The 13,953-nt window shown below is 37.6% G+C and carries 6 protein-coding genes and 1 tRNA gene; 3 read left to right on the forward strand and 4 right to left on the reverse strand.

What is annotated here, in order from left to right; translation table 11 throughout:
- Window positions 1–3: 3 nt before the first annotated feature.
- The 4 genes from P4S65_RS06775 to P4S65_RS06790 form a co-directional block, all read right to left on the reverse strand.
- Entirely contained in the window at window positions 4–5,598 is a 5,595-nt protein-coding gene (locus tag P4S65_RS06775) for an Ig-like domain-containing protein (protein WP_337119795.1), read from the reverse strand.
- A gap of 40 nt (window positions 5,599–5,638) precedes the next feature.
- Entirely contained in the window at window positions 5,639–6,790 is a 1,152-nt protein-coding gene (locus P4S65_RS06780) for a FecR family protein (RefSeq protein ID WP_337119796.1), read from the reverse strand.
- Window positions 6,791–6,802: 12 nt separating this feature from the next.
- The gene (locus P4S65_RS06785) at window positions 6,803–8,128 is read right to left on the reverse strand and encodes a DUF2860 family protein (RefSeq protein WP_337119797.1); all 1,326 of its coding nucleotides are present in this window, start codon (window positions 8,126–8,128) and stop codon (window positions 6,803–6,805) included.
- 846 nt (window positions 8,129–8,974) lie between these two features.
- A tRNA-His gene (locus P4S65_RS06790) sits at window positions 8,975–9,050 on the reverse strand.
- 442 nt (window positions 9,051–9,492) lie between these two features.
- On the opposite strand from P4S65_RS06790, the gene P4S65_RS06795 reads away from it, so the two are divergent.
- The 3 genes from P4S65_RS06795 (at window position 9,493) to P4S65_RS06805 (ending at window position 13,915) form a co-directional block, all read left to right on the forward strand.
- A complete protein-coding gene (locus P4S65_RS06795; RefSeq protein WP_008133554.1) occupies window positions 9,493–10,311 on the forward strand; it encodes a mechanosensitive ion channel family protein in 819 nt (272 codons plus the stop codon).
- A 22-nt stretch (window positions 10,312–10,333) separates the two neighbouring features.
- The gene (locus P4S65_RS06800; protein ID WP_007376723.1) at window positions 10,334–11,116 is read left to right on the forward strand and encodes a DUF481 domain-containing protein; all 783 of its coding nucleotides are present in this window, start codon (window positions 10,334–10,336) and stop codon (window positions 11,114–11,116) included.
- Window positions 11,117–11,239: 123 nt separating this feature from the next.
- On the forward strand, window positions 11,240–13,915 hold the full coding sequence (locus P4S65_RS06805; RefSeq protein WP_337119798.1) for an SLBB domain-containing protein: 2,676 nt from the start codon (window positions 11,240–11,242) through the stop codon (window positions 13,913–13,915).
- Window positions 13,916–13,953: the final 38 nt, after the last annotated feature.

Raw genomic sequence — 13,953 nt, forward strand, 5'->3', positions numbered from 1 at the left:
AAATTAAGGTGTAACTCCATCAACATAAAAATTGAACTTAGATGCACTTATATTATTAGAAGTACCGTTATTACAGGTGCTGCTAACAATAACTTGGGTATCACTTTGTAAAATCATTGATGTAAATACTTGTTCATTTGCACATTGCTCGGCCTTGTAAAAACCAACACCGTTGTGGCCAAATGTGCCATCTAATACACCATTACTTAAAATGCGCGCTAACACACCTTTATTATTACCCATACCACTTAGTACAATGTTACCCATGCTATCAAGCGCGGCATCTTTTACCTTTGTGTCACCGGTTTGCGTCAGTATGTACTGCCCAGCTCCACCTTCAGCAAAACTAGTCTCTTTTATTCCTGCTGATGATAATTTAACAATGACAGCTTGGTTTGGCGTATTCGTTTCATTACCAATTAAATACAGATTATTTAAGGTATCAGCAAATATTTTAACTATTCTATCATCGTTATCTAAACTCATTACAGAGTCTATATAGTTAAATTCGCGTTCACCATCAACACTTAGCTTTACTGCTAGTATCTGAGAATCAGAACCCGAAACAACTTTTCCGCCAATAAAAATTTTATCGCTATTATCAATGTAAACAGTTTTATAGGATTCGAAAGCGGTTCCAATAATTTTACCATTGTTACCAAAGTCGCTCTCCAGTGAGCCTTCTGGCGTTAACTTCATAACAAATGAGCTCGGTGTATCTGCCACTGTTAACGAGCCTACGGCAATAATATCGTTATCGTTATCCAGTGCTGCGTCAGTTAGATTGAGCTTCTGCGTCGTTACGGCTGTAGTGGCGTAAATCCCTTCTGTTGCAAAGTCTGTATCAAAATAACCATTTTGATCTACTCTTGCTACAAAACCTTCTTCATTATTTTCAGTTTTACGCGAACCCGCGATAATAAGTTTGCCATCATTTTGCTCAATTAATGCAAAATTAGATGTACTTAAGTCGATTGCAATTTGCTTGTGCCCACTTTCACTAAAGCTAGTGTCTAACAGCCCGGCAACGGTCAGGCGCGTTAATACTAGTTTAATTACGGAGCCTTGCTGAGCTGTTGATGCGATAATATATTTACCAGCATGGGTGCCATGGCTAAGCTGTATCACCTGCTTTGATTGATCATTAGAGTCAGTCCCTAAGTTGCTCAATGTAAGGTAACCTGATCCTGCTAAGCCAGTAAACAATGCCGCGTGATTGTCTATTGCTACAATAAATGGCAGACTACTTGAATCATCGCTGATGCCTGATACCCAAAGCGTATCATTTAAATCTATTGTTGCAGCATTAGCTATTTGTTTACCGTTAATATCCGAAATAATATTAATGCCGTAGGTGTCATCAAGTGCCCCATCGGTTGCTAAAATACGCGTAGAAAACAGCTTTTCAGTCTTACCTTTTCCCGTTGTGCCCGATAAAGTAATTTGATTATTTATAGGTTCATATTTTACGCCAGTAATTTCAGTACCACCATTGCCAGTGCCTGTATTACCATCAATGTCATAAACGGCAATACCATGATTACCTATACTCGTTACCAAATCGCCTTTTTTATCAATAGCGAGAACAACAGCTTCTTTTTCACCTGAATGGCGAGTGGTATATCCGCCAACAAAGGCGGTAAAATCAGCTGTATTTAAACCGCCAAGTGCAAAGAGTTCATCGTCGGTGTTATTCCCAGATAAATCGATGCTAAGTGCATTATAATCATTAAAATTACCGTTATTTTCACCATCTGAAATAAGGTAACGGATTAATGCATCTTTATCACCGTTTGCACTGGTAACACTCCCCACAACCATAAGATCAGAACCATTAAAGTTTTTAATGGCAAATGCTTCATCATCGCGTTGTTGACCACTTACATCTTTAATTTTAGGGCTAGACGCTTCGTAAGCTAATGTCGAAATGTCATATTTTATCCATAAACTATCATCGTCATTACCATTAAACTGTTTGCCAACAGCTTGAATTTTATTGTCGCTAAATTCAAGATCATTAATAACCAGCGTACTTGCCATTTTAGTACAGTGAATACCTGAATTATTGTCACCTGATGTGTTGCTTATCACGCCTGTAACGCTCATTTTTAATAAACATGCTTCGGTGTTGGTACCATCAAAACTAGAAAAGGCGATAAACAAGTCACCGCCACCTGAAATTATGGCCGTTGCTTTTTCATCGTGCCCTAAATCCAGTATTTTTATGCCATCTTCATCGAACGCATTATTGGCCGCACCATTATTAGTATATGAAGCAATGACAATATCTTGGTCTGTGTTTTGACTAAACCCAACAAAATAAAGATTATTATTTAACTCAATACTGTCGTTAAATTCACCGTTTGAAAAAACACTAGACAGCTCTAACTCACCAGTCACAGGGCGTCCAAAAGTTTCATTTTCGACAGGTATGAGGTAGTCGTCAGCATTAATTACATTAACAGTAATATTAATAGAAGTTGTTTCATTAGGAGTACCATCGTCGGTAACTGCTACTGTTATCAAATGCTGAGTCGCATTTTCATAATTAAAAGGGCTCGGGCCGCTTGCTGTTAATAGGCCAGAGCTGCTGTTAATGTTAAACAAACCTATGTCGCCACTGACCAGTGTGTAGCTTAAATTTTCGTTTTCAATGTCGCTGGCAACAATGGTGCCGACAACGTCACCGTCTGTCGAATTTTCACTAACACTAAATGTTTGATTTGATGCAGTAGGTGCATCGTTTACAGCTGTGATTGTAATCGACAAATTTGCCGAAGCAGTGCCTTGGTTTCCATCACTTACAGAATATAAAACGGCTGCCACGCCATTACTATTTACAGCGGGTGTATATTGCAGTTGATTGCCAATAATTAATACCGATCCTAAGTCGGCGGTCGCTGAGGTAATTGTTAAGGTATCTCCGTCAATATCGGTGTCATTGGCGAGCACATTAATTAATAGCGGGGCGGCATCTTCGGCCATTATTGCTGTATCAGCATTTGCAATGGGCGCATCGTTTACAGGTGTGATTGTAATCGACAAACTTGCCGAGGCAGTGCCTTGGTTTTCATCACTTACAGAATATAAAACGGTTGCTGCGCCATAACTATTTATAGCAGGTGTATATTGAAGTTGATTACCAACAATTAATACCGACCCTAAGTCAGTAGCTGCAGAGGTTATTGTTAAGGTATCTCCGTCAATATCGGTGTCATTGGCGAGCACATTAATTAGTAGTGGGGCGGCATCTTCGGCCATTGTTGCTGTATCTGCGTTCGCAATAGGCGTATCGTTTACTGGGATAACCGTGATAGTTACTGTTGCGGTTGTATCATTAGCATTGGTGCTTTCTAAGGTGTTTCCATCAGTAATACTATAAGTTAGCGTTATATCACCATTAAAATTGACTGGTGGTGTAAATTCTATTTTTTTATCGACAATAACAGCTTGGCCAATCGTGTTTTCAATACGAGATATACTAATTACATCGCCATCTAAGTCGTTATCGTTAGCCAGTACATCAAGTAACGTCGCTGGACTATCTTCATTTAGTGTAAAGGTATCATTATTTGCACTTGGCAAAGTATTCACACCACTTTTACTTAATATTACTTGAGCACTCGCCGCAAGGCCTTGTTCATTTGAAACTAAATAAGTAAAGCTATCAACACCTACAAAATTTTGATTCGGTTGATAAGTAAAAGAGCCATCAGTATTAAGATTAAGCTCGCCATTTTTTACAGCCACAACCGGTACGGTATTAACATAAAGATCACCGCTTTCAATATTAATGTCATTAACTAGCAGGCCGCTTTCAACGTTAACTTCAAGCAACTTATTCGGTCTGAATAAATACTCATCATTTTGGGCAATCGGATTATCAGCTTCACTATTAATTGTTAACGTTACGCTGGCTTGAGCTGTAGCACCTTGAGAGTCAATTATTTGATATTGAAACTGATCTACACCAAAAAAATTAGCATCGGGTATATAAGTAAAGCTACCATCAGTTGCTAGTAATAATTGGCCATGAACAGGCGCAACAATAAAGTTTTCATCAACAAAAAAGTTGTCATTATTAGGATCTGTATCATTTTTAAGTAAACCAGCAATCGCTTCAACAACTAATGTACTGTCTTCACTTAAACTATAACTATCGTTAGTCGCAATCGGTGGCATATTTTCAGCTGCGCCGATGATAACTACATTGGCAATAGCTTGCTCACCTTGACTATCAACAATACGATATTGAAAGCTATCCTCCCCGCGCATATCTACTTCACCAAGGTATTCAAAGCTACCATCTGCGCGTAAAGTCAAACGACCTCTTTTTGGCTCTGTGATAGGTGAGGTATCAACCGTTAAGCTATCTAAATCAATATCACTATCATTGGCAAGTAAGCCAGGTGATGCAATATTCAAATTACCATCAAGTGGAATGCTATAGCTGTTATCAAGTGCAATAGGTGCATCATTTATCGGATTAACAACAATTTCAACAACAGCGATGTCTGTCATATCAAGCTTATTAACCACTTGATAGCTAAAAGCATCTTCACCATTAAAATTGGCCGTTGGCGTGTAATTAAACTCACCAGACTCATTTATATTTAACGTACCGTGCTGTGGTTGCACTAGCGCATCTAAATTTATGCGCAATTCACCCATATATTGATCGGTATCATTAGCAACTACATTGCCTTGTAGGCTTTCATCTTCATTAATTTGAAATTGATCGGGTTGCGCATTCGGGGCAAAATTTAGTTCTCCACCAATAGGGGCTATATTTATTGCTTCAGCAAAACCACTTTCGCCACTGCCATCAATGCCAGTGATCAGTATTTGATAACTTTTATCAACAAGCGATCCATCAAAGCTAAAAGCTGAATTTGATAAGCTTAGAAATTGTTGCCCATTTTCGAGCGTATTAATATTTTCAGGAGTCACACCAGCTTGAGTTGCTAAATAAACGTTATAGCGATTGAGGTCTGAATTGGCTTGCCATGAAAGATCAATACTTTGATCATTACGCTGCGCCGTAACGCCTTCAATTTGATGGGGTTGCCAGCTAAATGTAGTCGCGTCAGCAAGTACTTGGTTATTTAAATTATCGGTTATCCATATTTCTAAACGAAGATCGCCCGCTTTTTCACCATAAAAATAAGGGTTAAAGCCAATAATTGATTGTTCAAAGCTTAAGCCACATAGTTCAGAACAAAGTGCGATGCTTTTATCTACACTTGGTAATACCAAGCTTACTGTAGCAATACCATCGGGATCTGAAACCGCAAGTGAAAACGTTACATTACCTTGCACAACTTCATTTTTTTGCGCAAATATAATATCAGCCTGTGAATTAGCAACTACATCGCTAACAAATGCTCTACTTGACGTCGAAACACCTGAAACTTTAAATTTGGTCGATTGATTACTAGCAGTAACTCCCGTTAAGTTGAGGTTACTTGAAATAGGCTGAGGTGTTGCTTCGTTACTCGAACTTGGCGAAGCTTCTGGTGCAGTGGTGCCTTCTGAGCCACCACAGGCGCTTAATATAAACGCCATGGCACCAAGCAAAAATATATTTTTTGCTATCATTTTAAATACTCCATAATAAAAAGCGCTGTGTCCAATGTGTTTATGGTTCTAACCTAAAGGAGCCATTAGCATTTACATTAGGATTATTTATTTCATTGAGATTAAAATTGCCGGTAATCGTATCTAAACCATTCAAAAAAATCGCCTCAATATCGCCAGCCGCTTTGTTATTGCCATGAGATGCAAAGGTAATAGCTAAATCAAGTTTACTTATATCTATTAGGCCGCTGTAAGCTGCATACCAATTACCACCAGTATCGCTAAAGCTAATTTCACCCTCGGGCACCGTACCATTATCAAAATCAACCGCCATGGTCATTGCAAAGTCAGTCACTGCACCTAAACTAGAATTCACTCCAAAGCTTGTCGCTTGATAGTTAAAAACGCCTTGGCGTTGTGCTATTTGATCAACCAAAGATGCATCACTAACCGTTTGATATTGTTGTTCAGAATAAACATCAGCAATAATAACTGTCTCTGAATCAAAGTTACTTTCTACTACAATCTCAGTAACAGGATCGGGCGAGGCAGTAGCCGTTTGTTGCTCACTTTCTTCTTCCTCACTTTCACTTGGGCTATCGATACTTGTTATATTTTGATCAAAAACGCGCGACGCACTAATACTTGTGAATACTTCACCAGAAGACGTAACTTGTGCAAAGGAAAACGCTTCATCGCTGCCTAAAGAAAGAACTTGGTGGTTTTCGAGTGTTAAATCTATTGCGCCGTCCCAAACAGCTAAAAATACATCGCCTTCAACCAACTGAACTTCAAAATGTGTACCGCGAATACCAATAGATCCAACAGGGGTTTTTACGCTATAAGAGCCACCATTTTTTTTAATTACTCCCGAAATCGAACGCAAACCACCTTTAAGTAATTCAATTGATGCAGAGCCTTGTTGGGTATTACTATCAAATTCATAATTAGCAATATTGAGCACAGAATTCTCTTTTAGCGCAATCAAGCCACCGTCAGACATTGAAAACTGTGCCTTACTTTTTTCACCAGTAGTTATGCGATCTACACCAAATACAGTGTCTCTGCGTTTTAATTGTCTTTGCTGTTCGGAGTTAGCATCTAGAGCTAAAACAGTACCTCGGGCAAGAATCGTTTTACCAGCAGGATTGGCGGCTTGTGCATTAAAACTCACACAAAGTAAGGTTGTTATTACAGGGAGTAAAAGTTTCATAAGTACCTTAAATTAGAATGAGTAAGAAACGCTTAAATTAATATCTAAGCGATCATATTCAAATAAAGATATATTACTGGTTTTATCTTGATAATTGGCCGCCAGTTGTATAGCTAAATCGTCGTTTATTAAATAACGTATGGTGCTTGTAAGCATCAGTAAATTGTCTTCACGGTCTTTTAAAAATAAAGGATGTTCATCTTGGTAATCAATCCATTGATATCCTGCAAGTGTTAGTAGTTGCCAATGTTCAGCAAGCTGAGAATTAGCCTGATAATACATGCCAAGTATATTACGACTATTTGATTTACCCGCAGGTACATCCGCATTTTCAGTTTTGATATTAATACTCACACTCTGAAACCAGCGTTGAGATACATAACTAGTTCCTGCGTTTAGTGCAATAAATGTGTTATCGAGTTTTTCATCAAGTTTATTATTCATTACACCAAAAGAAACAGCCCCAAATAAGCGAGACTTTTTAGATAATTTAAAATCAGCCCCTGTTACGAGCGACGATTCTGTTCTATAAAGTTCGCCATCAAGTATTAATGGTGTTACACCAGCTTGTACATACCAACTTAGCTTATCTTGTTTGTGTTTATAAGCTGCATTTATGTGTGTGTTAACGCGGTCATATTGTTCTAACGCTTCAAACTTATACCATGCAGTATTAACACTTAACGTTAATAAGCTTTGTTGGTCCAGAGGATGAGAATAGCTCCCTCTATAGTTAAGCTGCATATAGTTATCATCAGTACTTTTGCTGTCTGGCGACAGTAAAAATTCGCCTAAATTAGGTATGATAATAGTATCTTCGGCTGTGCCTGCGTTTACATTGTCATCCACACCAAAAGCCAGTTGAATATTTTGTGTATAAGTGCGCCCTGCACGTTGCTGTTCAACAATGGCAGCATCAAGTAGTGATTGCGCGCTCGTTTTTATATTTTTAGGTGTATTAGCCGCGTTAATAAGTATTAGCGCTTGAGTATCTGCTGCGGGTAAGTTTTTAACCATTAAATAAGCTCGAACTAAATGTAGGCGAGCTTCGTACCATTGCGGGCTTGCTTCAACTACACGTTCAAAAGCAAAGACTGCTGTAGCTGGTTGGTTTGTTTTAAGTGCGGAAATCCCTAATAAAAAGTCAAAAGCAGGCTCGCCTAAATATTGATTTTCAATATGACTTATTTTGTAGGCTTGTTGAAACTTATGATCAGAAATTAATTGTTGTAGTTCAGTTAACAATTTAGCGTAGCTTTCGTCATTTTTAGCCAGAGCACTAACACTAACTACAGTTAAAAAACCACACAGTAAATGTGCTAGAGCCTGTTTAATCATGTTTTATCGAATATCCTATAAGAAATTTTTTGCTTTATTGCCATTAGGGTCAGTTGACCTTTATTGCCATTAGGGTCAGTTGACCTTTGCGGATTGAAATTTGTTCTATCTAGGGGCGACTTAATCGCGGCGCAAGGTTTGTAGCTTAGTGGGCTCGGTAACTGCTCCTGCGTTACTCTAATGGCTTACATCCCTATAAGAATAAATCAAAACCGAGCAAAGCTGCCCAATCATGCTCACGGGCCTTATTTAAAACCAAACACGCCGCTGCAAATCTAACCTCGAAAGATAAACAAGCCCTAATAAATGATGGTAGTAGGTAATAATTTAGCACTTTTTATAGGCATGTAAAGCAAATGAAAACATTATTTCAAAAATGTAAATATTAATATCTTCCAGCTTTTTAAATCAATAGCATAAAATTAGTGGCCTATTATAGCGATAATAAAACAGCTTGATAACAAAGCATAAATTTCGTTATTTATACCAATTCCATTAAGTATGTGTTCTAAATTTTACGCCGAAAAAACAATTCAGTTCTAGGCGTAAATTGATGTAAATGGTGTTCCCTTTGCGAAATTTACAACAAAGAAATGGGTTGTTTTAGCAAGTAAAATAGATCAGCTATTTATTGGAATTGGTATTAGTTATTCTAAATAAAATTTAACAACATTTTAGAGTAATTTAATTCGGTAAATTAGTCATGTTTTAATAAAATTGGTTTAGAACTGGTCTAGCTGTTCAGACAAGTAAGTGCAGGGGGAATAGATTGTATTTTTAGTTATTTAAAATTACTGGGGAAATAATATGAAAATGATTATACAAAAAATAAAAAAGGAGAAAAATTGGGGCGATTGACGGGGCTTGAACCCGCGACAACCGGAATCACAATCCGGGGCTCTACCAACTGAGCTACAACCGCCACAACACACCTTGTTTGGTGTGGCGCGCATAATACATAAAATAATAAATCTTGTGAAGTCTAAAAGTGAAAAAAATCAAAAAAAATCATTAATGCGTAAAATACAGTATGTAAGGTGGTGATTGATTAGTGCTTAAATATGGCTACTTTAGACCATTTAACTGGGGGCAAAACGTGTAACGAACGGGATTAGTAAAGGGAGAAGAAATATTTAAGTCTTACTTTCTTTCTTAGTAAGTGCGAATGATTAAGAAACAGCGCATACCTTCTAAAAAAACGATAAATACTCAATAAATATAAAACATATTGTCGCTTTTATATATTAATTTATATAAACATAGCGTTTTTTGTAGTGAAAATTCATTGTTTTTTGAGAATAAATTGTAAATGAATGTATAATGTTGGCTGGAAAAACGCTTAATGAAAACTATTTGGAGTGATTATGGATTCAATATTAAACTGGCTGAACGAAAACTCAGGCCTAATTTTACATTACGGTATACAGGCGGTTGTTGCGCTTGTTATCTTTTTACTTGGTAGTCGTATTGCTAAGTTTTGTTCTAACTTAACTGAAAAAGGTTTTGCTAAAAAGAACGTAGATAAAGCGGTTGGCTCATTTGTTTCAAGCATTGTGTATACACTTGTATTTGCTGTCACTATTTTAATGGCACTTTCGCAAATTGGTATTGAAACTACGTCATTCATCGCTATTTTAGGTGCCGCAGGTTTAGCTGTTGGCTTAGCGCTTCAAGGTTCATTGTCTAACTTTGCATCTGGCGTACTAATTATTTTACTTCGTCCATTCAAATCAGGTGATTTTGTTGAAGCAGGCAGTAAAATGGGTACTGTTAAAAAAATCGAAATATTCTCAACTGAACTACGCACTCCAGATAATAAAGTAATAATTGTGCCAAATTCACAAATTATGTCGGGTGCTATTACTAATTTCTCACGTGAATCTACTCGTCGTATCGATTTAGTTATCGGTGTTGGTTACGATGCTGATTTACGTCAAGCAAAAGAAGTATTAAAATCAGTGTTAGATGCAGAAGAACGTCTACTTAAAGACCCAGCTTATACAGTTGCTGTATCTGAGCTAGGTGATTCGAGTGTTAATTTTGTAGTGCGTCCTTGGGTTAACAGTGCGGATTACTGGCCAACATATTTCTCGCTAATGGAAAATATTAAAATTGCATTAGACGACGCAAACATTTCAATTCCATTTCCACAAATGGATGTTCATTTACACAAGCAAGACTAATTTTAAATAGGTTATTTTTTTAATGAAATTAAAGCTTTTATCAATGTTAGTTGCAGCCTCTGCTGCAACTAACGCATTTGCCGAAGATGCAGAGCAAAAAACGTGGGAAGTTACCAGTGAGCTTGGTGCTATTATCACAAGTGGTAATACAGAAACAACCACGCTTAAAGGTGGTATTAAAGTACAGCACAATCTAGAAAACTGGAACAATGAGTATAAAATCGATGGAATCTTCAAAGAAGATGAAGTTGAAGATGCTGACGGTAATAAAGATAAGCAGCGTACCAACGAAAAATACTCTATTTCTGCGCAAGGTAATTACAAATTAAATGAAAAGCATGCTCACTTATTCATTTATGGTTCACACGTGTCAGATTACTTTGGCGCATACCGAAGTGAATCAGTAATTTCTGCTGGTTATGGTTTACGTTTATTAAACGAAAAAACCATGTGGCTAAGTGCTGAAATTGGTCCAGGTTATAAATATTTCGAATACCCAGATGACAGCACTGAAATTGACGACAACGGCGATTTACTTGCTGGTGAGTTTGAAGGTGAGGTGATTGCTCTAGGTAAGTTAGATTATAACTGGAAGATTTCTGATAATGCGCGCTTTACTCAGTTAATTGCAGTGGAGTATGGTGATACAAACACTAAAACGCGTTCAGAAACTGCACTACTTGCAAAAATTAATGGCTCATTACAAATGAAAGTTGCTTTTAATGTTACCAACAACTCAGATGTTGCTGATGATAAAGAAAGCACTGATACTGAAACGTCATTCACGTTAGTTTACAGTTTTTAACCAATGTAACTAAAGAAATGACATTTAAGTGACAAAAAGGGACGAAAGTCCCTTTTTTATTTGCTACTAAATAATGTATTATGGCGACCAATTTTGGTTGTAGACCTAGGGATATACCTACTCGTGAAAGTATTTACTCAATTTTTTAGTGCTTTTGTTCTATTGTGCAGTTTTAGTGCATTGGCTTTAACGCCAACAGCGTCACAATTGGAGCAGTTTAAAAAGTTACCTAAAGCTCAACAAGAAGCCCTCGCAAAACAGTACGGTGTTGATATAGCAACGATCACTGGTACAAACCAATCTAATAATCAAAATAATGCACAGCAGCAAAATAGTATTGGTGAGCGCGCAGAACCCGAAAAAGAAAAGCTTACAGATGAAGAGCGCTTCAAACCAAAAGCAGACGAATTAAAACCATACGGTTACGAATTGTTGGCAGGTGAGCCAACTACATTTATGCCAAGCGAAAATGCTGCAGTACCAGATACATATATAGTGGGCCCTGGCGATCAATTAAAAATAAATTTTTATGGCAAAGAAAGTGACAGTTTTGAAGTTATAGTTGACCGTGAAGGACGTATTAGTATTCCAGATTTAAGTCCAGTTCAAGTGGCTGGCCTTACTTTTGCTGAAGTAAAAGAGTTAATTAATGCAAAAGTAGAGCAAGAAGTTATTGGTGTAAAAGCATTTGTATCGCTTGGTCAACTTCGCAGTATGCGCATTTTAGTGCTAGGTGAGGCTTACAAGCCAGGTAGCTACAGTGTTTCTTCATTAACAACTGTTTCGCACGCATTATTTGTAAGTGGTGGAGTGTCTGATATTGCTTCACTGCGTAATATTCAAGTTAAACGCGCAGGCAAGGTTGTAGCAAATTTTGACCTTTACGACTTACTTATTAATGGCGATAGCAGTAACGACATCGTATTAAAGCCTGGCGATGTTGTGTTTATACCATCAGTTGGCGCTCAAGTAACAGTTGAAGGTGCAGTTAAACGTCCCGCTATTTTTGAACTTAAAAAAGGTGAATCTGCTAAGCAGTTATTAGCAATGGCTGGAGGCCTTAAAGCAAATGCATACGCTAAAAGCGCAATTGTAGAGCGCTTTAACTTCGATCGTAAAGAAGTTCTATCGGTAGACTTTTCAAAACCGCAAATTAACTATATTCCGCAAGATGGCGACCGTATTCGCTTTAATTCAGTTAGCTCTCAATACCAAAACACTATTAGCTTGATTGGCGCGGTAGTACGCCCGGGTAATTATCAATGGTATCAAGGAAAACGTATTTCCGACGTTCTAAAATCAGTACGTGGTGACTTACTCCCACAAGCCGATTTAAGTTACGGCTTACTTATTCGTGAAACAAATATTAATGGTGACATAGAGGCGCACCAATTTGATATAGCGCAAGCAATAGTTAAAAACACCGCAAATAACCTACAGCTTAAAGCAAACGATAAAATAATTGTATTTAGCCGCTTTGAAGAGAAAGAAGCTGAGTTGTCTGCGCTAGCAAATATGGCATTAAGCCAAGAGCAACAAGAGCAGCAAACTAAAGCAGAGCAATGGCATAAGTTTGAACAAAAAGAGTTCGAAAAATATATAGGTATAAATCAAAAAGACGAAGAGCTTGTACTTGAAGACAATAAAATACTCACTATTGCTGAAATATCTAAACGTAAAGCAAAAGAAGAAGAACAAGAGCTTAAAGCTCAAGAGTATGCGTCATTTAGTCGCAATAACTTATTAGCGCCTATTATTGCTAAATTTAAACAACAAGCTTCTGTTAGCGAAGCAATGAAATTGGTTGAAATTAGTGGCAATGTAACTTATCCAGGTATTTACCCGTTAACGGTGGGCGGCGAAGTTGTTGATTTAGTGACAGCCTCAGGTGGGTTATTAGAGTCGGCCTTTATTAAGCAAGCAGAAATTACACGCATCGTGTCTGGTAATGCATCTCAGGTTGAACATGTAAGGTTTGATCTTGAAGGCGCCATGAAAGGTGACTTACAAAGTAATATTGTACTACGCAGTAAAGATAGCATTAATATTTTCGCCATTCCCAACTGGCAAGAAAACGTAAAAGTAGAATTAAAAGGTGAGCTCAAATTCCCTGGTACTTATACTATTCGTCGCGGTGAAAAACTAACTGATTTATTAGAGCGTGCAGGTGGCTTCTCTCAATTTGCAGAGCAAAAAGCTGCGGTATTTACACGTAAATCGATTAAAAAACAGGAACAAGAGCAACTAGCTCGTTTGTCTACAGAACTTCGACGAGATATTGCATCAAAAAGCTTCCAAAACTCCGTAAGTGGCAATACCCTTTCTTATGATGAAATGGATAAACTGTTAAACGATTTAGCAAATGTTGAAGCTGTAGGGCGTTTAGTTATCGATCTTCCTCGTATAGTGAGTAATCAGCAAAATTTAGTATTACAAGATGGTGACACGCTTTATGTACCAAGTAAGCGTGATTCTATAAGCATCATAGGTGAAGTTAATTACTCTACGTCTCACCTTTATCAAGCTGGTGTAAGTGTTGATGATTATATAGCGCTAAGTGGTGGCCTTAAAGAACGTGCGGCTGAAGACCGTATTTATATTATTAAAGCCAATGGTTCAGTAAAAATCCCTAATACAGGTGGCTGGTTTGCAGCAAATAATGCTGACCAGTTAGAACCAGGTGACACAATAGTAATACCAATGGATGCAGGGCATATGGATAAGCTAACGCTATGGAGCACAGCAACGCAGATTCTTTATCAGCTAGGTGTAGCAGTTGCTGCGATTGGTAGTCTTTAATTTATTATAATTAGGCCTCCTTGCTATATGCTTTGGAG

Origin of the sequence: Pseudoalteromonas sp. B131b, assembly GCF_037162545.1 — a bacterium.
Taxonomy (GTDB): Bacteria; Pseudomonadota; Gammaproteobacteria; order Enterobacterales; family Alteromonadaceae; genus Pseudoalteromonas; species Pseudoalteromonas fuliginea.

Bases quoted from the DNA above. Each gene is read 5' to 3' on its own strand.
- P4S65_RS06775 (WP_337119795.1), bottom strand. From the start codon at position 5,598: ATGATAGCAAAAAATATATTTTTGCTTGGTGCCATGGCGTTTATATTA.
- P4S65_RS06780 (WP_337119796.1), bottom strand. From the start codon at position 6,790: ATGAAACTTTTACTCCCTGTAATAACAACCTTACTTTGTGTGAGTTTT.
- P4S65_RS06785 (WP_337119797.1), bottom strand. From the start codon at position 8,128: ATGATTAAACAGGCTCTAGCACATTTACTGTGTGGTTTTTTAACTGTA.
- P4S65_RS06795 (WP_008133554.1), top strand. From the start codon at position 9,493: ATGGATTCAATATTAAACTGGCTGAACGAAAACTCAGGCCTAATTTTA.
- P4S65_RS06800 (WP_007376723.1), top strand. From the start codon at position 10,334: ATGAAATTAAAGCTTTTATCAATGTTAGTTGCAGCCTCTGCTGCAACT.